The sequence below is a fragment of the Rhodanobacter koreensis genome (genome assembly GCF_054782855.1).
In genome coordinates this window covers 472,198-493,655 of the sequence record NZ_BAAGRR010000001.1, presented here as the reverse complement: position 1 = coordinate 493,655, position 21,458 = coordinate 472,198, and the positions used below count along the sequence as shown (strand labels likewise).

Sequence of the window (21,458 nt, the reverse complement as noted above, 5' to 3'; positions counted from 1 at the left end):
CGCCGTATGCTTCAGACGAATGTACGGGTTGCGGGGAGGTTCCAACGGATCATGGCGAAAACGGAAGACATTTCCTTCGGCTATCTGCTCAGCGACGTGACCTTGCTGTTCCGCAAGCACTTCGACCGGCGCGCGGTGAAATTCGGGTTGACCCGTGCGCAATGGCGCGCGACCAAGGTGTTGTACCACCGTGAGGGGCTGCGGCAAACCGAGCTGGCCGAGTTTCTGGAAATGGAACCGATCGCCGTGGGCCGCGTGATCGATCGGCTGCAGGTTGCCGGCTTTGTCGAACGCCGCCCTGACCCGAAGGACCGCCGTGCGTGGCGGCTGCATACCACCGAGCAGGCGCGTGTGATCGTCGACGATATGGAATTGATTGCGCGCGACCTGCGCAAGGACGCCACCCGTGGCATCGATCATGACGAGCTGCAGCAGGCGCTGGCGGTGATCAATCGGATCAAGGACAACCTGCTGGCGCTCGAGCAGGTGCCGGACGAAGCCGAACAGCCAGGTTATCAGACGTAATATCTTGAGTGACCAGTGCCATCGGTCCCGGTCCGGACGGCGCGTCCAGGCGGCATAGTGCAGACTTATGTCGTGACAGGTAAGGCGGCGCGTCGTTGCTGCGGTTGACCTCGCCGGGCCTGCCGTATATGCAGCTGCGCCGGTCACGCCGGATGGGCCCACCACAGCGCGTGACGTTGCCGCGAATTCGCGGTACGAAACGTCGAGTACGAGACGCATGTTCTTGAAAAAACTTTTACTGATCGTGGTCGTGCTGTGTCTGGTCGCGCTGTCGGTGTTCTGGTACGGGCATCGTCGTGCGTCCGCCGCCCAGCATGCGACGGAGCCTGCGGCCGTGCCGGTCAAGGTGGCCCAGGCCCAGCGCGGCGACCTGGATGTTTCGCTCAAGGTGATCGGCAGTGCCGAAGCCTATTCCACGGTCAATGTGCAATCGCGGGTGAGCGGCCAGCTGCTGGCGTTGTCGTTTCGGCCGGGTGGCCGTGTCAAACAGGGCGAAACCATCATCCGCATCGACCCCAGCCTGCTGCAATCGCAGCTGGACGAGGCGCTGGGCAATCTGGCCAAGGATCAGGCGCAGCTCGTCAATGCGCAGACTCTGTTGAAGCGCTACACCCCGTTGCTGGCCAAGGGGTATGTGGCCCAGTCCGATGTCGACACCTACAAGGCCAACGAGGGCCTTTATGCCGCCTCGGTGAAAGCCGACACCGCCGCGGTGGAGCTGGCGCGCACGCAGTTGGGCTATGCGCAGATCCGTGCGCCGGTCGACAGCATCGCCGGGGCGCCGCTGGTCTATCCCGGCGCACAGGTCAGCGCGAACAGCACCAATCTCGTCGTGCTCAACCAGGTGCATCCGATCTACATCACGTTCTCCATTCCCGAATCCGAACTGGCCGGGCTCAAGGCCTCGCATGCGCGCGGTGCACTGCCGGTGACGGCGATGGTGCCGGGCGGCAAGAGCGCAATGCAGGCCACGCTGGACTTCATCAACAACGCGGTGGACACCAGCACCGGCACCATCCAGTTGAAGGCCGTCTACGGCAATACGGATGACCAGCTGACGCCGGGCCAGTTCGTCCAGGTGAGTCTGCCGACCGCGCGCCTGAGCAATGTGGTGACCGTGCCGGTGGTGGCACTGCAGAACTCGCCGGACGGGAGCTTCGTGTTCGTCGTGGGCGCTGATGGTGAAGCACAGCAGCGCATGGTCACGGTCGGAGTCGGCAGCGGAGACCGGGTCGTGATCAGCAAGGGGCTGAACGGCGGCGAGCAGGTGGTGACCGATGGCCAGATGCTGCTGGTCAACGGTACCCATGTGCGCATCACCAGCAACAACGGCAGCTGAGCCATGAACCTTCCTGCCCTGTGCATCCGCCGGCCGGTGATGACGGCGCTGCTGATGATCGCGCTGCTCGTGTTCGGCGTGGCCGCGTATCCGAATCTGGCGGTGAACGAACTGCCGAACGTGGACTTTCCGACCATCTCGGTGAGCGCCAGCCTGCCGGGCGCCTCGCCGGAGACGATGGCAACGGCGGTGGCCACGCCGCTGGAGAACCAGTTCTCCACCATCGCCGGCATCGACCAGATGACCTCGACCAGCGCGCTGGGCTCGACCTCGATCACGCTGACCTTCGATCTCAGCCGCGATATCGATGGCGCGGCGCAGGACGTGCAGGCGGCGATCTCGGCGGCGCAGCGCCAGCTGCCGACCAACATGCCGACGCCGCCCACTTTCCGCAAGGTGAATCCGGCGGACAAGGCGATCCTCTACCTCACGCTGAGCTCGGACACGCTGCCGCTGTCGACCGTGGACGAATACGGCGAGACCCAGCTGGCCCAGCAGCTGTCGATGATCGAGGGCGTGGCGCAGGTGAGCGTGTTCGGTTCGCAGAAATACGCCGTGCGCATCAGCGTCGACCCGAGCAAGCTGGCCACCAGCGGTATCGGTATCGACACGCTGCAGCAGGCGATCTCGAATGCCAACGTCAATCTCGCCACCGGGTCGCTCAACGGCAGCCGGCAACTGCTGCAGGTGAGTTCGGATGGCCAGTTGCAGACGGCTGCGCCGTACAACGACCTGATCGTGGCCTATCGCAACGGTGCGCCGATCCGGTTGTCCGCGCTCGGCCATGCTGCCGACAGCGTGCAGAACGACCAGGTGGCGAGCTGGTACAACGGCAAGCGCGCGATCGTGCTGGCGATCGACCGCCAGCCGGGCTCCAACACCGTGGCCACGATCGAGCGCATCCGCGCCGTGCTGCCGCAGTTCGAGGCCACGCTGCCGCCGTCGATCAAGCTGCAGACGCTGTACGATCGATCGGTGTCGATCCGCGCGTCGGTGGATGACGTGCAGTACACCCTGCTGCTGGCCGGCGTGCTGGTGATCCTGGTGATCTACCTGTTCCTCGGCAATGCCTCGGCCACGCTGATTCCCGCGCTGGCGCTGCCGGTGTCGATCATCGGCACGTTCGGGGTGATGTTCGCGCTGGGCTACAGCCTGGACAATCTCTCGCTGCTGGCGTTGACTCTGGTGGTCGGCTTCGTGGTGGACGACGCGATCGTGATGCTGGAGAACATCGTGCGCCACGTCGAGACGGGCATGGACCCGTACGAAGCATCCATGCTCGGTGCCAGCGAGATCGGCTTCACGATCTTCTCGATGACGCTGTCGCTGGTGGCGGTGTTCCTGCCGGTGATGTTCATGGGAGGCATCGTGGGGCGGCTGTTCCACGAGTTCGCGGTGACGCTGAGCGTGGCGATCCTGATCTCGGGTTTCGTCTCGATCACACTGACGCCGATGCTGTGCAGCCGCTTCGTGAAGCATGCCGAGCACGAGAAGAAATCGCGCGTGGTGCTGTGGTTCGATCGCGGCTTCAATCAGGTGCGCGACGGCTACAACCGTTCGCTGGGCTGGGCGGTGGATCATCCGCGGGTGGTGCTGGGAGTGTTCTTTGCCAGCCTGGTGGCCACCGCCGTGATGTTCGTGGTGGTGGACAAGGACTTCATCCCGGCCGGCGATACCGGTCAGCTCAATGTCAACACCGAGGGCCCGGACGACATTTCCATCACCGGCATGGAGCAGCGCCAGCAGCGGCTGGCGGAGATCGTGGGGCAGGACCCGAACATCGACGGCTACATGTCGTCGGTGGGTTCGGGCGGTTCGCGCACCACCACCAACAACGGTTCGATCTTCATGCGCCTGAAGCCGGCCGGCGAACGCAGTCTCGATCCGGACCAGATCATCCAGGAATTGCGGCAGAAGTTCGCGAAGGTGGAGGGCATCCGCGCCTACATCCAGAATCCGCCGGCGATCCAGGTGGGCGGTCGTGCGTCCAAGGCGGAGTACCAGTACACCTTGCAGTCGACCGACCTGGCCGCGCTGTACGGCTGGTCGGGCAAGGTGCTCAACGCGTTCGCCCGGCTGCCCGGTTTCCAGGATGTCACCAGCGATCTCGACCTGAATGGCCCGGCCATCGCGGTGAAGGTGGATCGCGACAAGCTGGCGCCGCTGGGCCTGACCATGTACCAGGTGCAGAACGCGCTGGGCACGGCGTTCGGCGAGGGCCAGGTGTCGACGATCTACGGTTCGGCCACGCAGTACTGGGTGATCCTGCAGGTGAGTTACAAGTTGCAGGACGATCCGGATGTGCTGTCGCAGCTCTATGTCACTTCAACCAACGGCGCCCTGGTGCCGTTGAGCACGGTGGCCAGCTTCCAGCGCGGAGCGCAGCCGCTTACGGTCAATCACCAGGGCGAACTGCCGGCGGTGACGATCTCGTTCAACCTGGCACCGGGCGTGAGCCTCAGCCAGGCGGTGGGCGAGATCGACGGCGCGATGCGGCAGATGAACCTGCCCGCCTCGATCACCGGCAGCGTGCAGGGTACGGCCCAGGCGTTCCAGCAATCCATGCAGGGCATGGGCCTGCTGCTGGTGCTCGCGCTGTTCGTGATCTACCTGGTGCTGGGCATCCTCTACGAGAGCTTCATCCACCCGCTGACGATCCTGTCCGGCCTGCCGGCGGCAGGTGTGGGCGCGCTGCTCACCCTGATGATCTTCCATGCGCCGCTGGACCTGTTCTCCTTCGTGGGTATCGTGATGCTGATCGGCATCGTCAAGAAGAACGCGATCATGCTGATCGACTTCGCGCTGGAACGGCAGCGGGTGGAAGGCATGTCGCCGGCCGAGGCAATCGTCGAGGCCTGCCATGTGCGTTTCCGTCCGATCATGATGACCACCATGTGCGCGTTCGCCGGCACGCTGCCGATCGCGCTGGGTCTGGGCGCCGGTGCCTCGTCGCGGCGTCCGCTGGGTCTGGCGGTGGTCGGTGGCCTGCTGGTATCGCAGGTGCTCACCCTGTACCTCACGCCGGTGATCTACCTGTACATGGATCGCCTGCAGCAGCGTTTCGCCAGTCGTCACGGCAAGAAGCTGGAAGCGCAGGCTGAGTGACGGCGACGACTCGGGTTTCGGAGTGATCGCAGACGAAGAAGGCGGCCCGTAGGCCGCCTTCTTCGTCACCCGTTCAAGTGGCAGCGATCATTCGCCGGCACCGTCGCCGGCGAATGCGCCCGGTGCGGAGCCGAAGTCGCCATCGGCCTGCGCCGCCATGTAGGAGAACGTGGCGTACACCGCCACGTTCTGCGCCAGTTCCTTCGGGTCGATCTTGTCGAGCGTGTCGTTGGAGGTGTGGTGCCAGTCGAAGTAGTGCGTGCCGTCCTGGGTCAGCGACAACGCGGCCATGCCCTTGCCGTGCATCTGCGACAGGTCCGAGCCGCCGCCGCCGGGATGCTTGGTATCGTAGGCCACGCCGATCGGCGCCAGCACGTTGGCGATCTGGCCGATCGCCTCACGTGCTGCCGGCTTCACGCTGGCGCTCATGCGCCAGACCGGGCCGGAACCGAAATCGGATTCGGTGCCCAACTGGAACTTGCCGACCTCGGCGGCGTGCTTCTCGGCATAGGCCTTGCCGCCCCACAGGCCCATCTCCTCGTTGGCGAACGCGATTACGCGGATCGTGCGATCGGGTCGCTGCGGCAGATCGTGGATCAGCTTGCCGGCCGCCATGGCGATCGCCACGCCGGCGCCATCGTCGATCGCGCCCGTACCCGGATCCCATGAATCGAGGTGGCCGCCGATCGCGACCACCTGGTCGGGATATTTCTTGCCGGTGATCTCGCCGATCACGTTGGCGCCGGTGTACTGGCCGACGATGCCGCAATCCAGATCCAGTTTCACCGTTACCGGCTTGCCGTAGGCCAGTACGCGTTCGAGCTGGTCGGCGTCCGGATTGGACAGTGCGGCGGCAGGAATGGCCTTGGCCGGGTCGGTGAAACCGGTGACGCCGGTATGCGCGATGCGCTGGTTTGCATCGGTACCGGCGGAGCGCAGCAGGTAGCCCGCTGCACCCTTGGCCGCCGCGATCACCGGGCCGGTGGTGCGCACGGCCGAACCCATGCCGTAGTCGTGGCCGTCCTTGTGGCGCTGCATGCGATAGCCGATGTAGACGATCTTGCCCTTCACCTTGGCCGGATCAGCCGCCTTCAAGGCATCCAGGCTGTCGAACTGGACGACTTGTGCGCTGAGCCCACCCTTCGGTGTGCCGGGCGAATAGCCCAGGGCGGTCAGCACCAGTGGCTGCGGAAACGGAGCGACGATCGCGCCGTGTTCGCTATGGCGAACCCACAGTGGATACGTCACCGCCTCGGTATAGACCTTGTCGTAGCCGAGCGCCTTGAACTTGGCGATGGCCCAGTCGCGCGCGCGCTGGTCGGCATCACTGCCGGCCATGCGCGGACCGATCTCGGTGGTCAGCGATGCGACGATCCGGTAACCGGTGTCGTCGTGCATGGCCTTGTCACGCAACTGTTCGGCCGTCTTTACGGCTGCAGAGGGAATCGTGGTGGTGTTGCTGGCGGCGCTGGCGATGCCGGTGGCCAGCAGCAGGCTGGCAGCGAGCAGGGTGAGACGGGGACGGCGCATCGGGTGACTCCGCTGGATAAACCCCGATTATGGCGCCGCTGCCGGGTATCGCTTAGGCCAGAAGTCATGCCTGCCGTTGGAACGACAGGGCCGGGCCATGAGAAATGGCCCGGCCCCGGGAATGCAGCGTCGCCTTACGGTTTGTTTTTCAGCAGATCGCGGATCTCGGTGAGCAGTGCCACATCGGCTGGCGGAGCGGCGGGCGCCGCTTCCTGTTTCTTCTGCATGCTGTTGATCGCCTTGACCACCAGGAAGATCGCCGCCGCAATGATGAGGAAGGTAATCACGGTATTGATGAAGTCGCCGTAGCCGATCGCCACTTCCGCAATCTTGTGCTTCGGGTCGCTGTCATCGCCCGGCTTGAGCACCCACTTCAGCTGGCTGAAATCGATACCACCGGTGAGCATACCAATCGGCGGCATGATGATCTTGTCGACGAGGGAGCTGACGATCTTGCCGAACGCACCGCCAATGACGACACCGACCGCCAGGTCAACGACACTGCCGCGCATGGCGAAAGCCTTGAATTCCTGCAGCATGCTCATGCTTTTTCCTCCCAAAGGTTGTGCCGAATGGCCTATGGACTTTAGCGCAGGGATGTCATCGCGCACAGAGGCGCGGCACCTGAATTCAGACGACCCGGCCATCCAGTTCGGCGACCCCGACCAGTTCCGCATGAAAGCGGTCGCCGCGTTGCAACGCAGCAACGCCGGCCGGTGTACCGGTGAAGATCAGGTCGCCCGCTTTCAGCTCGAACAGCGTGGACAGCGCCGCAATAATTTGCGGCACGCCATGCACCATTTCACCCAAGGTAGTTTGCTGGCGCAGCTCGCCATTGACGCTCAGGCGCAATACGCTGCCTGCGTCCAGCATCACTTCCGTTGCCGGGCGCAGCGCGGAAACCGGGGCGGAATGGTCGAACCCCTTGGCCACATCCCACGGATGCCCCTTGGCCTTGGCCAGCGCCTGCAGGTCACGGCGCGTCAGATCCAGTCCCACGCCATAGCCCCATACCAGCGCGGCGGCCTGGTCCGGAGAGATGTCGCGGCCACCCTGGCCCAATGCCACCACCATCTCCACTTCGTGATGCAGGTCGCTGGTGGCCGAGGGGTAGGGCACATCGGCACCGTCACTGACTACTGCGTCGGCCGGCTTGCAGAAAAACATCGGCGTGGACTTGTCCACGCTGGCGCCCATTTCGCGGGCATGCTCGGCGTAGTTGCGGCCGATGCAGAATACGCGGCGGATCGGGAAACGCTGGTCGCTGCCGTTGACCGGCAGGCTCGGGAGGACAGGTGGCGCAATCGTGTAGGTCATGCGGGCAAGCGTAGCAAACTGATCCGGCCGTCGTCGGGGCTTGCATGGATGACATCTGTCATTGACGATGCCTGATGCTGCGCCCTGCCGGCGCTGCAGCCGATCAGCCAGTCTTGTACTTGTCGAGCAACCGGCCGGGCCGGAGGGAGTCAGGGTGAGCAACGCCGATCTGTTGAAGGAACTGCGCATCGAGCGCCATCAGCGTGATGATCACGAGGGTGGCAGCGGCCGCTGGCCATGGATCATCGGCGCGATCGTCGTGGTTCTGCTGTTGCTGGGTGGTGCGGGCTGGATGCTGTTCGGGCATCGTCCGCTGCCTGTGCAGACCGCCGTGGCGGTCACACCGACGTCCGATCGCGAGGCTGGCGCGGTGCTGCAGGCCACCGGTTATGTCACTGCGCGGCGGCAGGCCACCGTGTCGGCGCAGATCACGGGCACGTTGACCGCGGTACTGATCGAGGAAGGCGATCACGTCAAACAGGATCAGGTGCTGGCACGGCTGGACGACAGTGCCTACAAGGCGGCGCTCGACACAGCCAAGGCGCAGGCCGCCGCCGCCCACGCGCTGGTGGTGCAATACCAGTCCCAGCTGGCGCAGAACCTGCGCGACGCGGCACGCCAGCAGTCGCTGGCCGCACAAGGGCTGGTGTCGAAGCAGTCGGCCGAGCAGGCGGTCACGCTGGCCGACAGCACGCGTGCCGTGCTCGCCTCGCAGCAGAAGACTGCGATATCCGCGGACGCGCAAGTCACCGAGGCGCAGGTCAATTTCGATTACTGCGTGGTGCGTGCGCCGTTCACCGGCGTGATCACTACCAAGGACGCCCAGGTCGGCGAGATCATTTCGCCGTTCTCGGCGGGTGGCGGCTTCACCCGCACCGGCGTGGGCACCATCGTCGACATGGATTCGCTGGAAGTCGATGTCGACGTGAACGAGGCCTATATCGGCCGGGTCAAGCCGGACATGGCCGCCGAGGCGGTGCTGGACGCTTATCCGGACTGGAAGATTCCCGCCCACGTGATTGCCATCGTGCCGACCGCCGATCGCGGCAAGGCCACCATCAAGGTACGCGTGGCGCTGGAGCAGAAGGACGCGCGCATCGTGCCCGACATGGGCGTACGGGTGTCGTTCCTCGAGGTGAAGCCGCAGGCCAGCGCGCGGGCGCCGCAGGGCGTGCTGGTACCGGCGGCAGCGATCGTGCAGAGGGATGGTCACAGCGTGGTGTTCGTGGTCGAAGATGGTCACGTGCGTCAGCGCATCGTGGATCCGGCTGCGCAAGCCTACGGCGAGCTGCGCCTGCTGCCGGCGGCGGTAAAACCGGGCGACAGCGTGGTGGTGTCGCCATCGGCGGGGTTGCACGATGGTTCGGATATCCAGGTCGAACACGGCAAATCCTGACGCCCTCGTCGATTTGCCGGTGCCTCGTTCGTCGACACCCGGACGAGCCAGCAGATTCTTATCTTCATCGGAGAAACATGATGGGCACACTGATCGATATCCAGAACCTGGCCAAGACCTACGAGCGAGGCAAGCAGAAGGTCGAGGTGCTGCACCACGTCAACCTGGCGATCGCCGAAGGTGATTTCCTGGCGCTGATGGGGCCGTCCGGCTCCGGCAAGACCACCCTGCTGAATCTGATCGGCGGCCTGGATACGCCGAGCGCCGGCAGCATCACCGTGGGCGGGCAGCGCATCGATCAGCTTGGCGGTGGCGCGCTGGCGAAATGGCGCGCGTCGAATGTCGGCTTCGTGTTCCAGTTCTACAACCTGATGCCGATGTTGTCGGCGCAGCGCAATGTGGAGCTGCCCTTGCTGCTCACCAAGCTCTCCGGCGCCCAGCGCAGGAAGAACGCATCGATTGCGCTGCAGCTGGTCGGGCTGGCCGATCGTGCCACGCACAAGCCGAGCGAGCTGTCCGGCGGTCAGCAGCAGCGCGTCGCGATCGCCCGCGCGATCGTGTCCGATCCCACCTTGCTGGTCTGCGACGAGCCGACCGGCGACCTGGATCGCCAGTCCGCCGAGGACGTACTCGGGCTGCTGCAGCAGCTCAACCGCGAGCACGGCAAGACCATCGTGATGGTCACCCATGATCCGAAGGCTGCCGAATACGCCAGCCACACGCTGCATCTGGACAAGGGCACGCTAGTCGAGCAGGCAACGGCCTGAGGAGACGACGATGAAATACCTTCATCTGATCTGGGCGGCGCTGTTCCGGCGCAAGACCCGCACGATACTCACGCTGGTGTCGATCATCGCCGCGTTTCTGCTGTTCGGTCTGCTGGATGCCGTGCGCGTTTCGTTCGCGGAGGCGGGCCAGTCGGCGAACGGCGCCGAGCGCCTGCAGACCGGGGCACGACTGTCCTTCATCCAGCCCTTGCCGCAAGGACTCGGTGCGCAGATCGCCACGGTCAACGGGATCAAGGACGTTGCTTACGCGAACTGGTTCGGTGGTGCTTACCAAGACCCGCACAACCAGGTGTTCACTTTCGCGGTGAGCCCGAACTATCTTGATCTCTATCCCGAAGTCGAGGTGGCCCCTGCTGAGCGCAAGGCGTTCGATTCGACCCAGGACGGCATCCTCGCTGGCGAGATCATCGTCAAGAAATACGGCTGGAAAGTCGGCGACAAGATTCCGCTGCAGTCGCAGATTTTCCCGAACAAGGCCGGCAGCAAGAACTGGAATTTCAATCTGGTTGGCGTCATGCATTCCAAGGACGCGAAAGCCTTCCAGAGCCAGATGATCATCATGCACTGGAAGATGTTCGACGAAACCACGCCCTACAACCAAGGCATGGTGGGTTGGTACATCAGCCGGGTCAATGACATCAATCAGTCCGACCGCATCGCCAGGGCGATCGACGCGCTATCGGCCAATTCCGATCACGAGACGAAAACCCAGACCGAGCAGGCGGCGACCGCGAACTGGATCAAGCAGATGGCCGACATCGGCCTGATCGTGACGTCGATCATGGGTGCCGTGTTCTTCACGCTGGTGCTGTTGACCGGCAACACGATGATGCAGGCGGTGCGCGAGCGCACCTCCGAACTGGCGGTGCTCAAGACGATCGGTTTCTCCAGCACTGCCGTATTGATGATGGTGCTGGCCGAGTCGGTGCTGTTGTTGCTGTTGGGTGGACTGATCGGCCTTGGCCTGGTCAGCGTGCTTGCACCGATCATGTCATCGCAGAGCGGCGGCATGATCACTCACACGAGCGTCGGTGCCGGCAGCTGGGCGCTGGGTATCGCCCTGGCCATCGTGATCGGGTTGGTCATCGGCATCTTGCCCGCCTGGCGAGCAATGCGCCTGAACATTGTCGATGCACTGGCCGGACGCTGAGGAGAAACGCAATGAAATTCGTGATCGGTCTGGTGACCCTTGTGGTCGTCATCGTCGGCGTGATGATATTTCTGAATCTGCCCTGGCAGGGCATGCTGGTCTTGCTGGGGCTGCTTGCCCTCTGGATGGTCTTGACGCGACGTGGCCAGCAGACCTGGTCGGTGACTGCCGTGGGTGTCAGTACGTTGCCGCAGCGGCTCGGTTCCTCCGCCGTGATCGTGATCGGCATCGCCGGTGTGGTCGCCGTGCTGGTGGCCATGCTGGCGATGGCCAACGGCTATAGCGAAACCCTGCGCCGCACCGGCTCCGACGACACCGCGATCGTGATGCGCGGCGGTTCGGCGGCGGAGGTTTCGTCCGTGCTGGGTCGCGACAGCGCTCTGGTCATTGCGCAGGCACCCGGCATCGCCAGGGATGACCAGGGCAAGCCGATTGCTTCGCCGGAACTCGTCGTTGCGGCCAATCTGCCGATGAAGGGTGGCGATCCGGATAAAGATATCGGCAGTGTGCAATTGCGCGGCATCGGCGACGAGGCATGGAAGCTGCGCACCAACGCGAAAATCATCGCAGGGCGCAAGTTCGAGCCGGGCAAGTACGAGCTGGTGGCCGGCAAGGGCGCACAGCACCAGTTTGCCGGCCTCGAACCGGGCAAGCAGATCAAGCTGGGCAATCAGGTCTGGACAGTCACCGGCATCTTCGCCTCGAACGATGCGATGGATTCCGAGTTGTGGGCGGATGCGGGCATTGTCGGTCCTGCCTATCGGCGTGGTTCCAGTGTGACGACCGTGTTCGCCAGGCTTACCGGACCTGCCGCTTTCGACAAGTTCAAGGCGGAGCTGTCCTCAGATCCGCGATTGCAGGTTGATGTGGCCACGACGCTCGAGTATTTCAGCAAGCAGTCCGAAGGCACATCGAAAGCCATCACCATCATCGGCATCGTGGTCGGCGCGATCATGGCGATCGGTGCCGTATTTGGCGCACTCAACACGATGTTCGCCGCCGTTGCCACTCGCGCCCGCGAGATCGCGACACTGCGGGCGATCGGCTTCCGCGGCTTGCCGGTGGTCATGGCGATCATGCTCGAAACCATGTTGCTCGCGCTGATCGGAGGTGCGCTCGGCGGCATCATCGCGTGGCTGATATTCAATGGCTACACCGCGTCCACCTTGGCCGCCGGCACCACAGGCCAGCTCACCTTCGAGTTCAAGGTTGCGCCAGTCGTGCTCTGGACCGGCCTGAAATGGGCGTTGGCCATCGGCTTCATCGGCGGCCTGTTCCCGGCCGTTCGTGCGGCACGGCTACCGGTGACCACGGCGTTGCGCGAGCTGTGATCTGAGGATCCCTCTCCCGTCGGGAGAGGGGTTCACGATGTGAGATTCCTACGGCATCACCGGCGGCACATATGTGAGCGTCAAGCCGAGCAGCCACAGCAAGCCCAGCACCAGCGGCACGTGTACGATCAATTGCATGAAGGTGTAGCCGACCACGTCGCGCGCCTTCAATCCCAGTACGCCGAGCAATGGCAGCATCCAGAACGGATTGATCAGGTTCGGCAGTGCCTCGGCGGCGTTGTACACCTGTACTGCCCAGCCAAGGTGCACGTGCAGATCGTTCGCTGCCTGCATCACGTAGGGCGCCTCGACCAGCCATTTTCCACCGCCGGAAGGCACGAAGAAGCCGAGCACGGCGGAGTAGGCGCCCATCACCGCCGGGAAACTGTCGGTGGAGGCGAGATGCACGAACAGGTTCGACAGCCGGTGCGCCAGCGTCACGCCGCCGGTGCCGTGCACTTGCGTGAGCAGCGCGGCGATGCCGCCGTACAGCGGAAACTGGATCAGCACGCCGGCCGTGCTGGGCACGGCGCGTGTCACGGCATCGAGGAAGCTGCGTGGCCGCCAGTGCAGTAGCACGCCGAGGGTGAGGAACAGGAAGTTGTAGGTGTTGAGGTTGGCGATCGCACTGATCGCCGGCTTGCTGGCGAACTCGTGGCCAAGCCAGCCGAGGCCGAGCAGGCCGATCGCCAGTGACAGCAGCGGGCTGTATTCCAGCCACTCGCCGGGGCGCGTGCGCGGCGGCAATGCCGGCGTCGAGGTTTCGCCGAGGTCGAAATCCTGCGCGGTGCGCGCGTTCGCATCCGACGGTGCGGTGGTCCAGCAGATCAGCAGCGATGCCACGATCAGCACGCCGGTCAGCACGAACGACTGCCACAGGAAAATCGTCTCGCTGAAGGGCAGCACGCCGGTGATCGCCAGCAGGCCTGGTGGCATGCTGGCCGGATTCGCCTGCAACTGCGCCGCCGATGACGACAGCCCCATCGCCCAGATCGCGCCGAGGCCGAGGTAGGCCGCCGCACCGGCGGCGCGGTAATCCATGCGCAGGCCGCTGCGTCGCGCCAGTGCACGTACCAGCAGGCCGCCGAATACCAGCGAGAAACCCCAGCTCAGCAGTGATGCCAGCATGCTGACCAGGGCCACGTACACGATCGCGCCACGCCCCGTGCGCGGCGCGCGCGCCAGCACGTCGATGAAGCGCGCCACGATCGGTGCGGTGGCCAGGACGTAACCGCCGATCACCACGAACGCCATCTGCATGGTGAACGGAATCAGGCTCCAGAAACCGTCGCCGAATGCGCTGACCGCCGCGGTGGGGGTGGCACCAAAGCAGAATGCCGCCAGCGCCACCACGATCACGCCGAGCGCGGCAAATACCCATGCGTCGGGGAACCAGCGTTCCGCCCAGGTCGCAATGCGCAAGGCGGCGCGTGCCATGAATCCATCGCGTATTGCGTTCATCCGGTTCTCCCACGGCTCATCGCGACATCGTCGCGTGCCGGCGGCTGCCCGGACAAGGCGACGATGGTCGAAGGTGACCATCGGCCAGGCCAACCGGGGCTATTCGCGCTCCGGCCGTTCGCGTACCGGGTGCTTGCTCAGCTTGCGCTGCAGCGTGCGGCGGTGCATGCCGAGCCGCCGTGCGGTCTCGGAGATGTTGCCGTCGCATTCGGTCAGCACGCGCTGGATGTGCTCCCATTCCAGCCGACGCAGCGCGAGTGGCGCCTCGGGGGTATCCGGCAACTCGTGCTCGTCGATGTCGCTGTTGTCGCCGTCGAGCAGGGCGCGCACCACCGCGTCGGCGTCGACCGGCTTGGCCAGGTAGTCGTGCGCGCCGCGCTTGATCGCCTCCACCGCCGTGGCGATCGAGGCGTAGCCGGTCAGCAGCAGCACGCGCAGGTCGGGTACCAGGGTATGAAGTTCGGGAATCAGCCGCAGGCCGCTTTCCTCGCCCAGCTTGAGGTCGAGTACGCAGTAGCGCGGGTGCTGGCGGCGAGCCAGCGCACGCGCCTCGTCGAAATTGGTTGCCGTGATGACCTCGAAGCCACGCGAGGTCAGCGCGCGAGCCAGCACGCGGACGAAGGTGGCGTCATCGTCGACCAGCAGCAGCGGGCGCGTCGTGGCGGCGTGGGGCAACTCGGTCATCGGGTGTTTCCCTGAGTGGATCGCGCCCATTCTTGCCGGAAGTGCCACGGCATGCACGTCCTGCGAGGCTTGCCCCTTGGCTAGCGGTCGGCAATCACGGCCAGCGGAAGGTGCAGGCACACCTCGGCACCGTGTTCGGTGTTGACGGCGGTCAGCTTGCCGTTCAGGCGCTCGGCGGTGGCTTCGGCCAGGGCCAGGCCGATGCCCAGGCCGGCCTGCTTCTGCGAGTGCCCGAGTCGCGCTGCGGGTTCGCCGTCCGGATCGAAGCCGGGGCCATGATCACGCACACAAAGCTGCAACCAGCCGGCGTCACGCGCAACATGCAGTACCACCACCTGTGAGTCGCTACTGGCCGAGGCATCGGCAGCGTTGTTGAGCAGGTTGAGCAGGGCATGACGCAGGCCCGGTGGCGTGCGCAACACGGTCTGCGCGGTGGCTTCGTCCAGCTCCAAAGTCAGCTCCGCCTCTGGCCGCAGCAGCTGGAACCGCTCCAGACAACCGTGGATGAACTGCGCCACGCTGAGCCGCTCCGGTTCCTGCGACAGCTGTGCCTTCCCGAACGCGACCATCTCGCGCAGGATCGTGCGGCAGCGATCGACCTGGTCTTCCAGCAGCACCAGATCCTCGGCCAGCAGGGCATCGCTGGCGTGCTCGCGGCGCAGCTCCGGCAGCAGGGTGCGCATGGTCGACAGCGGCGTGTTGAGCTCATGCGCGGCACCGGCGGCCTGGGTGGCGATCGCCAGGATGCCCTCGTCGCGCAGCGCTCGCTCGCGCACCCGCTGCACTTCCAGCTGCTGCACGCGCAAGGCATGCGCCAGCCGGTTGATGAAGAAACCCAGCAATAGCGCGCTGATCACGAAGTTCACGCCCATGCCGGCCACGTGCAGCGAAAAGCCGCCATGCAGGCCGTTCTCGCCGTGCATCGGCATCGGCAGCGGTACGTGCCAGCACAGCAGGATCAGATAGGCGAAACCGGCTAGCGCCGCGACCGCCAGGATCGCGCGTACCGACAGTGCTGCCGCGCTGAGCGCGATCGGCACCAGCAGCAGGGTGATGAACGGGTTGCTGGCGCCGCCGGTGAAGTACAGCAGGTAGCCGAGCACCAGCGTGTCGGCTGCAATATGGCCGATGGTTTCCCACTCGCGCAGTGGCCATGGCTGGCGCAGCCGCCATGCCGCAAAGACCGAGAACACCGCGAGCAGGCCGATGCCGAGCAGCAGCGGCAGCAGCGGGATATCGAGCCGCATCCACCACGCACAGACCAGTACGGCCACGCTTTGCCCGGCGATCGCGCAAAGCCTCAGCCACGCCAGCGTGCGTGTCAGTGCAAACGGACCGGTAGGTTGGGCGGGCCGGTGCGGCATGCTGTTCATCCAGGCTTGCCGGAGCACGCGAGAACCCGCCGCACATCATGCGACGGGTTCATCGGGGTCAAACCGGCGTATCGAATTCCTCACTGCGAACGGCCGGCAGCGAGTGATGGTTGGCCGCAGAGTCGGAATGGCTGGTCGACAATTTCTTCATCAGCGGCAGCATCACCAGCGCGATGACCGTGCATCCGATACCGACAAAACCGAGGATGTTGAACAGATGGGTGTAGATCGCCAGCGACTGCACCGGATCGGTGAGGTTTTCCGGAATGTGCGCATGGTTTGCCACCACACTGCCGAGATACTGCGAGATACCGACAGCCACGTAGTACGCACCCATCATGAAGCCGCCCATGCGGGCCGGCACGTAGCGCGCGATCATCGCCAGTCCAAGGCCGCTGACCAGCAGTTCACCGAGCGAATACAGGCCATAGCCCCAGACCATGATCCACGACGACACCTGGCCATTGACCGCGCCCAGGGCGCCGACACCGTAGATGAAGAAGCCGAGTGCGACGGCGGCAAAGCCCCAGGCGAACTTGGCCGCCACCGAGGGATCCTTGCCGATCCTGCCCAGCGTGTTGTAGATGACGACCAGTACCGGGCTGAGCAGCACGATCCAGATCGCGTTGAGGTTCTGGTATTGCTCGGGAATCCAGTTGAACAGGTGGAAGCCGAAAATATTGAACGAAAGATCGACATTGTGCTGCGCAAACAGATTCAGCGACGTCGCCATCTGCGCGTAGAAGATGAAGAAGAAGATCGTCTGTACGGTCAGTACCAGGGCAGCGACCAGACCGGCGCGTTCGTGCTGCTGGCTGCTGTTGATCAAGTGGAAAAAGATGCCGAGGATCACCACGCCGGCCGCATACACGCAGATCTGCGCAACCAGCAGGCTCTGCAGGATGAACGCCGAGACGAACACCATGACCAGCGCTGCGAGGAAGATGCCCAGTGCCTTGCCGAAGCTCACCCGCTGTTCGTCCGGTGGCGAGCCGATATGCGCCAGCGTGCGGTACATCAGAAGGTAGTTGCCGATACCGAGGATCAGGCCGACCGCGCAGGCGCCGAAGGCGGTGTGCCAGCCCATCTCGTCGCCGTAGTGGGCTCCCACGTAATCGCGGATCAGCGGGGTGAGTGTCATCGAGATCATCGAGCCGATGTTCACCGCCATGTAGTAGATGGTGAATGCGCTGTCGATGCGGGTGTCGTCACCCTCATAGATCTTGCGGACCAGATTGCCGGCATTCGGCTTGAAGAAGCCGTTGCCGACGATGATCACGCCGAGCGCCATATACAGGAAGTAGGCGTTGTTGGTTGGCACCCACAGCATGGAGTAGCCGAGCGCGAGCACCACGGCACCAACCAGCATCGTTCGACGCGTTCCGATCAGCTTGTCGCCAACCCAGCCACCGATCGCCGGCGTGGCATAGATCAGCGCTGCGGCTGCGCCCCATACCAGGTTGGCCCTGGTGTCGATGAAACCAAGCTTCTTCATCATGTAGGTGACCATCAGCACCTGCATGCCGTAGAAGCCGAAACGCTCCCACATTTCGATCAGGAAGACGGTGCTGAAGGAGCGAGCCTGCGACACAGGCGGATTCTGGGTTGCCATATCTTTTCCGTGCATGATTCAAATCGTGGCGCCGCCGAAGCGCTGCCGATGACATGCGATCCTGAACGGATCACAACCGACGAAGCGTAACCTATTCGTCATTCCGGTGTAGCTGCACTGCGACATGACGGACGCCTGGCGGTCTTGCACCGGGTCGCGTGGATACTCACGTGGCGCGGCTTTGCCGACTGCCTGCGGGCGCGCCGCCTGTGGCATCATTCGAGTCTTGTGCGCCTTATGGGGAGCCCTCTGCACCATGCCCGTCTTCGAACTTTCAGCATCGCCCATCCGCCCTGCGGCGTCGATCGTCCCCGCCATCGCTCGGCACCTGCCGGCGTTCAGCTGAGCGGTCGCACCGGAATGGCAGCCGAAGGTTTTCGTGGTCCCAAACAGCTCTGGAAGGCCTTTCAGTGGTCGATGAAGGGTTTTCATGCCGGCTGGCGCCATGAGGCCTCGTTCCGGCTCGAGGCCTGCCTGGTCATCGTGCTGGTGCCGCTCGGCCTGTGGCTGGGCAACGGCGGCCTGGAGAAATTCGCGCTGATCCTGGCACCGCTGCTGGTGCTGTCGGCCGAGCTGCTCAATTCGGCGATCGAGGCCGTGGTCGACAAGGTCAGCCCGGAATTCCACGAGCTGGCCGGGCGCGCCAAGGACATGGGCTCGGCGGCGGTCTTCGTGCTGCTGGTGCTGGTGGTGCTGAGCTGGGGATTGATTCTCGGCCCGCGCCTGTTCGGCTGAGCGCCCGGCGTTCATTCCGCGGCGACACGATTGCGCCGGACCGCATGGGATGATGCAATGACCATCCACGGGACGGGAGCGACCTCATGAAAACCCTGCGCAACTTCGTGCTTCTGCTGCTCGTTGTCATGCTTTCGGGGTGCGGGTACAACGCCATCCAGAAGCAGGACGAGGCAGTCAAGGCGGCCTGGTCCGAGGTACTCAACCAGTACCAGCGCCGTGCCGATCTGGTACCGAACCTGGTCAATACGGTCAAGGGCTATGCCCAGCACGAGGAAAAGGTCTTCGTCGAGGTGACCAATGCCCGCGCCAAGGTCGGCAGCCTGCAGGTCAACGCCGATTCGCTGAACGATCCGCAGAAACTGCAGCAATTCCAGGCGGCACAGGGTGAGCTGGGCAATGCGTTGTCGCGACTGATGGTGGTGAGCGAGAACTATCCGCAGCTGAAGGCCGACGGACTGTTCCAGAACCTGCAGGCGCAACTGGAAGGCACCGAAAACCGGGTCACCGTGGCGCGCAACCGTTACGTGCAGGCGGTGCAGGATTACAACTCGATGATCCGCACCTTCCCGAACAATCTCACCGCGAAGATGTTCGGTTACGCCGTGAAGCCGAATTTCAGCGTGGACAACGAGAAGGCGATTTCCACCGCGCCGACCGTGGATTTCGGCACCAACGCACCGGCACCCGCCACTTCGGCGCATTGATGATGCCCCGGCGCTTCCCGCGCCTGATCCTGCTTCTGGCGATGGCCTTGCTGTCGCCGGCATGGTTGCATGCAGCCGATACAGTGCCGAAGCTGGCGCGTCATGTCACCGACCTCACCGGCACGCTGACCGCGGCGCAGGTCGATCAGCTGGACACGCAACTGGTCGCGCTGGAGAAGGCCAAGGGTGCGCAGCTGGTGGTGCTGATGGTCGCTACCACGGCGAGGCAGGATATCGACAGTTATTCACTGGCGGTGGCCGAAGCGAACAAGATCGGCCGCAAGGGTATCGACGATGGCGTGTTCCTGCTGATCGTCAAGAACGACCGCAACGTGCGCATCGAAGTGGGCTACGGCCTGGAAGGCGCGATTCCAGACGCGGCCTGCGCGCGCATCATCCGTGAGTACATCGCACCGAAATTCCGCACTGGCGACTATTTCGGTGGCATCAGCGACGCGGTCGGTGCGTTGACCCAGCTGATCAATGGCGAGGCACTGCCGCCGCCAGTGCAGGGTGCCCCCCATTCGGAGCATGCCGGCCCCGGCTTGCAGAACAGTCTCATGATCGGCGTATTCGTTGCCCTGTTCCTGCGCAGCATGCTGGGTCGGACCAGTACCTGGGTGCGTACGCCGCTGGGCGCCGTGCTGACCGGCGGCCTGCTGTGGCTGCTGGTCTCGATGGGCGCCGGCATCCTCGGTGCCTTGATCGGTGGTGTGCTGATGATCCTGCCGGGTGGCGCCGGGCGTTCGATCGGTGGCGGTGGCTGGGGTGGTTTTGGTGGTGGCGGCTTCGGCGGTGGTGGCGGTGGTTTCGGTGGCGGTGGTGGTTTCAGCGGTGGCGGCGGCAGCTTCGGCGGCGGCGGTGCCTCGGGGAGCTGGTGATGACACGCATCCGACGAGTGCTGGCAAACCTGTTCGGCGGCTGGTTCCAGTTGCGTCGCTGTTTTCCCGCCGCGGTGCTGGACGAGATGACCGCGGCGATTGCCGCCGGCGAACGCACCCATCGGGGCGAGGTTTGTTTCGCACTCGAGGGCCGGCTGGCACCGCTGGCGGTGCTGGAGGGCCTCGATGCGGCTACTCGTGCACGGCAGGTATTCGGCCAGCTGCGCGTATGGGACACCGAGCACAACAGCGGCGTGCTGTTCTACGTGCTGATGGCCGAGCACTGCATCGAGATCGTCGCCGACCGTGGCATTGCCGCGCAGGTCACGGCGGCCGAATGGGAGGCGATCTGCGCGCGCATGCGCGACTGCTACGCGCGCGGGCAATGGCGCGAGGGCAGCCTCGAAGGCATCGTCGCCACTCATGCGCTGTTGACCCGGCATTTCCCCGGCAACGACAAGGCCAACCCGGACGAACTGCCGGATCGGCCGGTGTTGCTGTAATCCGGCGGCCCCATCCTCGCGCATTCAGGTGGCGAGGCATTGTGGTGCCGCATGACGGATCGAAAGAGAAGGCGGTCGCGACCGGCTACACTTGGAGATTGTAAAAATTCGCCAGGCCACCATGTCCCAGCCTTTCGTCGTTGACCTCAATCCGGTTGCCTTTCATCTCGGCCCGATCCAGGTGCACTGGTATGGGCTGATGTACCTGCTCGGATTCCTCAGCGTGGCCTTGCTCGGCGAATACCGGCGACGGCACGGGCGCCTGCCGGTCAGCCGCGATGCGCTGGGTGACCTGTTCTTCTACGGCATGATGGGCGTGATCGTCGGCGGCCGCGTCTGGTACATGCTGTTCTACTACGCTGGCGGCATCCGCTGGATCTGGACCGAGCCGCTGGCCCTGTTCCGGGTCTGGGATGGCGGCATGAGTTTTCATGGCGGCATGCTCGGCGTGCTGGCCGCGGTCTGGTGGTGGTCACGTCGGCAGCGGCTGCATTTTTTCGACACGGTGGATTTCGTTGCGCCACTGGTGCCGATCGGGCTGGGTCTGGGGCGGCTGGGCAATTTCATCAACGGCGAGTTGTGGGGCAAGCCCACCGCGCTGGCGTGGGGCATGATCTATCCGAATGCGCGTGCCGATGACATGGCTTACGTCGACAGCCATCCGGCGTGGTTGCCGCAGCTGCAGCAGCTTGGCGGTCTGACGCGTCATCCGTCGGAGCTGTATGAGCTGGCGCTGGAAGGCGTGGTGATGTTTGTCGTGCTGTGGCTGGTGTCGATGAAGCCGCGACCGCGTTACCTGGTGTCGGGTCTGTTCGCACTGATGTATGGCTGCTTCCGTTTTGCGGTGGAGTTTGTGCGGTTGCCCGATCCGCAGCTGGGTTACTACTTCGGAACGCAATGGGTGACGATGGGGCAGATGCAGTCATTGCCGATGGTCGTGATCGGCCTGTGGCTGCTATGGCTGTCGCGGCGCGCACCGACACTGCGCCTTTATACGGTGGCCATGCCGGACAAGGAGTGA

General features: G+C 64.3%; 20 protein-coding genes. 12 read left to right on the top strand and 8 right to left on the bottom strand.

Going from position 1 to position 21,458, the window contains the following annotated elements; translation table 11 throughout:
* Positions 1-51 precede the first annotated feature (51 nt).
* The 3 genes from ACYVKM_RS02070 (at position 52) to ACYVKM_RS02060 (ending at position 4,969) form a co-directional block, all read left to right on the top strand.
* Positions 52-525 carry a MarR family winged helix-turn-helix transcriptional regulator gene (locus ACYVKM_RS02070; RefSeq protein ID WP_460875364.1) on the top strand — a complete coding sequence of 158 codons (474 nt, stop codon included), beginning with the start codon at positions 52-54 and terminating at the stop codon, positions 523-525.
* Between the two features lie 217 nt (positions 526-742).
* Positions 743-1,864 (top strand): efflux RND transporter periplasmic adaptor subunit, encoded by a 1,122-nt coding sequence (locus ACYVKM_RS02065; RefSeq protein WP_460875363.1) that lies wholly within the window; start codon positions 743-745, stop codon positions 1,862-1,864.
* Between the two features lie 3 nt (positions 1,865-1,867).
* On the top strand, positions 1,868-4,969 hold the full coding sequence (locus ACYVKM_RS02060) for an efflux RND transporter permease subunit (RefSeq protein ID WP_460875362.1): 3,102 nt from the start codon (positions 1,868-1,870) through the stop codon (positions 4,967-4,969).
* Between the two features lie 87 nt (positions 4,970-5,056).
* On the opposite strand, the gene ACYVKM_RS02055 is transcribed toward ACYVKM_RS02060, so the two are convergent.
* The 3 genes from ACYVKM_RS02055 to ACYVKM_RS02045 all read right to left on the bottom strand — a co-directional run bounded on the left by ACYVKM_RS02055 (position 5,057) and on the right by ACYVKM_RS02045 (position 7,816).
* Complete coding sequence (locus ACYVKM_RS02055) at positions 5,057-6,499, bottom strand: M20/M25/M40 family metallo-hydrolase (RefSeq protein WP_460875360.1); 1,443 nt, start codon at positions 6,497-6,499, stop codon at positions 5,057-5,059.
* Between the two features lie 134 nt (positions 6,500-6,633).
* Complete coding sequence (gene mscL / locus ACYVKM_RS02050; RefSeq protein ID WP_460876494.1) at positions 6,634-7,044, bottom strand: large-conductance mechanosensitive channel protein MscL; 411 nt, start codon at positions 7,042-7,044, stop codon at positions 6,634-6,636.
* An 85-nt stretch (positions 7,045-7,129) separates the two neighbouring features.
* Positions 7,130-7,816, bottom strand: a complete 687-nt coding sequence (locus ACYVKM_RS02045) for a fumarylacetoacetate hydrolase family protein (protein WP_460875359.1) — start codon at positions 7,814-7,816, stop codon at positions 7,130-7,132.
* 154 nt (positions 7,817-7,970) lie between these two features.
* On the opposite strand from ACYVKM_RS02045, the gene ACYVKM_RS02040 reads away from it, so the two are divergent.
* The 4 genes from ACYVKM_RS02040 to ACYVKM_RS02025 all read left to right on the top strand — a co-directional run bounded on the left by ACYVKM_RS02040 (position 7,971) and on the right by ACYVKM_RS02025 (position 12,481).
* Positions 7,971-9,212: an efflux RND transporter periplasmic adaptor subunit gene (locus tag ACYVKM_RS02040; protein ID WP_460875358.1), complete on the top strand. Its 1,242-nt coding sequence runs from the start codon at positions 7,971-7,973 to the stop codon at positions 9,210-9,212.
* Between the two features lie 80 nt (positions 9,213-9,292).
* Positions 9,293-9,979, top strand: a complete 687-nt coding sequence (locus ACYVKM_RS02035) for an ABC transporter ATP-binding protein (protein ID WP_460875356.1) — start codon at positions 9,293-9,295, stop codon at positions 9,977-9,979.
* 10 nt (positions 9,980-9,989) lie between these two features.
* On the top strand, positions 9,990-11,150 hold the full coding sequence (locus tag ACYVKM_RS02030) for an ABC transporter permease (protein ID WP_460875355.1): 1,161 nt from the start codon (positions 9,990-9,992) through the stop codon (positions 11,148-11,150).
* 11 nt (positions 11,151-11,161) lie between these two features.
* Positions 11,162-12,481, top strand: coding sequence for an ABC transporter permease (locus ACYVKM_RS02025; protein WP_460875353.1), 1,320 nt, complete (start codon positions 11,162-11,164; stop codon positions 12,479-12,481).
* Between the two features lie 48 nt (positions 12,482-12,529).
* Here ACYVKM_RS02025 and ACYVKM_RS02020 read toward each other — a convergent pair whose 3' ends face one another.
* The 5 genes from ACYVKM_RS02020 to ACYVKM_RS02000 form a co-directional block, all read right to left on the bottom strand.
* Positions 12,530-13,918, bottom strand: coding sequence for a short-chain fatty acid transporter (locus ACYVKM_RS02020; RefSeq protein ID WP_460876492.1), 1,389 nt, complete (start codon positions 13,916-13,918; stop codon positions 12,530-12,532).
* A 123-nt stretch (positions 13,919-14,041) separates the two neighbouring features.
* On the bottom strand, positions 14,042-14,626 hold the full coding sequence (locus tag ACYVKM_RS02015) for a response regulator transcription factor (protein WP_460875352.1): 585 nt from the start codon (positions 14,624-14,626) through the stop codon (positions 14,042-14,044).
* 80 nt (positions 14,627-14,706) lie between these two features.
* Positions 14,707-15,990: an ATP-binding protein gene (locus ACYVKM_RS02010; protein ID WP_460875350.1), complete on the bottom strand. Its 1,284-nt coding sequence runs from the start codon at positions 15,988-15,990 to the stop codon at positions 14,707-14,709.
* A 67-nt stretch (positions 15,991-16,057) separates the two neighbouring features.
* Positions 16,058-17,611 (bottom strand): peptide MFS transporter, encoded by a 1,554-nt coding sequence (locus ACYVKM_RS02005; protein ID WP_460875348.1) that lies wholly within the window; start codon positions 17,609-17,611, stop codon positions 16,058-16,060.
* Between the two features lie 18 nt (positions 17,612-17,629).
* Positions 17,630-18,043, bottom strand: a complete 414-nt coding sequence (locus tag ACYVKM_RS02000) for a hypothetical protein (protein ID WP_460876549.1) — start codon at positions 18,041-18,043, stop codon at positions 17,630-17,632.
* Here ACYVKM_RS02000 and ACYVKM_RS01995 point away from each other — a divergent pair.
* The 5 genes from ACYVKM_RS01995 to lgt all read left to right on the top strand — a co-directional run bounded on the left by ACYVKM_RS01995 (position 17,972) and on the right by lgt (position 21,458).
* The gene (locus tag ACYVKM_RS01995) at positions 17,972-18,346 is read left to right on the top strand and encodes a diacylglycerol kinase (protein ID WP_460875347.1); all 375 of its coding nucleotides are present in this window, start codon (positions 17,972-17,974) and stop codon (positions 18,344-18,346) included. The genes ACYVKM_RS02000 and ACYVKM_RS01995 overlap by 72 nt on opposite strands.
* A gap of 86 nt (positions 18,347-18,432) precedes the next feature.
* Entirely contained in the window at positions 18,433-19,053 is a 621-nt protein-coding gene (locus ACYVKM_RS01990; protein ID WP_460875346.1) for a LemA family protein, read from the top strand.
* Positions 19,054-19,055: 2 nt separating this feature from the next.
* Positions 19,056-19,934: a TPM domain-containing protein gene (locus tag ACYVKM_RS01985; protein WP_460875344.1), complete on the top strand. Its 879-nt coding sequence runs from the start codon at positions 19,056-19,058 to the stop codon at positions 19,932-19,934.
* Positions 19,934-20,437: a TPM domain-containing protein gene (locus ACYVKM_RS01980; protein WP_460875342.1), complete on the top strand. Its 504-nt coding sequence runs from the start codon at positions 19,934-19,936 to the stop codon at positions 20,435-20,437. Before ACYVKM_RS01985 ends, ACYVKM_RS01980 begins: the two co-directional genes overlap by 1 nt.
* Before the next feature lie 121 nt (positions 20,438-20,558).
* Positions 20,559-21,458: a prolipoprotein diacylglyceryl transferase gene (gene lgt, locus ACYVKM_RS01975; protein WP_460875341.1), complete on the top strand. Its 900-nt coding sequence runs from the start codon at positions 20,559-20,561 to the stop codon at positions 21,456-21,458.

Coding starts and splice junctions, on each gene's coding strand:
- ACYVKM_RS02070 (WP_460875364.1), top strand. CDS start 52: ATGGCGAAAACGGAAGACATTTCCTTCGGCTATCTGCTCAGCGACGTG.
- ACYVKM_RS02065 (WP_460875363.1), top strand. CDS start 743: ATGTTCTTGAAAAAACTTTTACTGATCGTGGTCGTGCTGTGTCTGGTC.
- ACYVKM_RS02060 (WP_460875362.1), top strand. CDS start 1,868: ATGAACCTTCCTGCCCTGTGCATCCGCCGGCCGGTGATGACGGCGCTG.
- ACYVKM_RS02055 (WP_460875360.1), bottom strand. CDS start 6,499: ATGCGCCGTCCCCGTCTCACCCTGCTCGCTGCCAGCCTGCTGCTGGCC.
- mscL (WP_460876494.1), bottom strand. CDS start 7,044: ATGAGCATGCTGCAGGAATTCAAGGCTTTCGCCATGCGCGGCAGTGTC.
- ACYVKM_RS02045 (WP_460875359.1), bottom strand. CDS start 7,816: ATGACCTACACGATTGCGCCACCTGTCCTCCCGAGCCTGCCGGTCAAC.
- ACYVKM_RS02035 (WP_460875356.1), top strand. CDS start 9,293: ATGGGCACACTGATCGATATCCAGAACCTGGCCAAGACCTACGAGCGA.
- ACYVKM_RS02030 (WP_460875355.1), top strand. CDS start 9,990: ATGAAATACCTTCATCTGATCTGGGCGGCGCTGTTCCGGCGCAAGACC.
- ACYVKM_RS02025 (WP_460875353.1), top strand. CDS start 11,162: ATGAAATTCGTGATCGGTCTGGTGACCCTTGTGGTCGTCATCGTCGGC.
- ACYVKM_RS02020 (WP_460876492.1), bottom strand. CDS start 13,918: ATGGCACGCGCCGCCTTGCGCATTGCGACCTGGGCGGAACGCTGGTTC.
- ACYVKM_RS02015 (WP_460875352.1), bottom strand. CDS start 14,626: ATGACCGAGTTGCCCCACGCCGCCACGACGCGCCCGCTGCTGCTGGTC.
- ACYVKM_RS02010 (WP_460875350.1), bottom strand. CDS start 15,990: ATGCCGCACCGGCCCGCCCAACCTACCGGTCCGTTTGCACTGACACGC.
- ACYVKM_RS02005 (WP_460875348.1), bottom strand. CDS start 17,611: ATGGCAACCCAGAATCCGCCTGTGTCGCAGGCTCGCTCCTTCAGCACC.
- ACYVKM_RS01995 (WP_460875347.1), top strand. CDS start 17,972: ATGGCAGCCGAAGGTTTTCGTGGTCCCAAACAGCTCTGGAAGGCCTTT.
- ACYVKM_RS02000 (WP_460876549.1), bottom strand. CDS start 18,043: ATGAAAACCCTTCATCGACCACTGAAAGGCCTTCCAGAGCTGTTTGGG.
- ACYVKM_RS01990 (WP_460875346.1), top strand. CDS start 18,433: ATGAAAACCCTGCGCAACTTCGTGCTTCTGCTGCTCGTTGTCATGCTT.
- ACYVKM_RS01985 (WP_460875344.1), top strand. CDS start 19,056: ATGCCCCGGCGCTTCCCGCGCCTGATCCTGCTTCTGGCGATGGCCTTG.
- ACYVKM_RS01980 (WP_460875342.1), top strand. CDS start 19,934: ATGACACGCATCCGACGAGTGCTGGCAAACCTGTTCGGCGGCTGGTTC.
- lgt (WP_460875341.1), top strand. CDS start 20,559: ATGTCCCAGCCTTTCGTCGTTGACCTCAATCCGGTTGCCTTTCATCTC.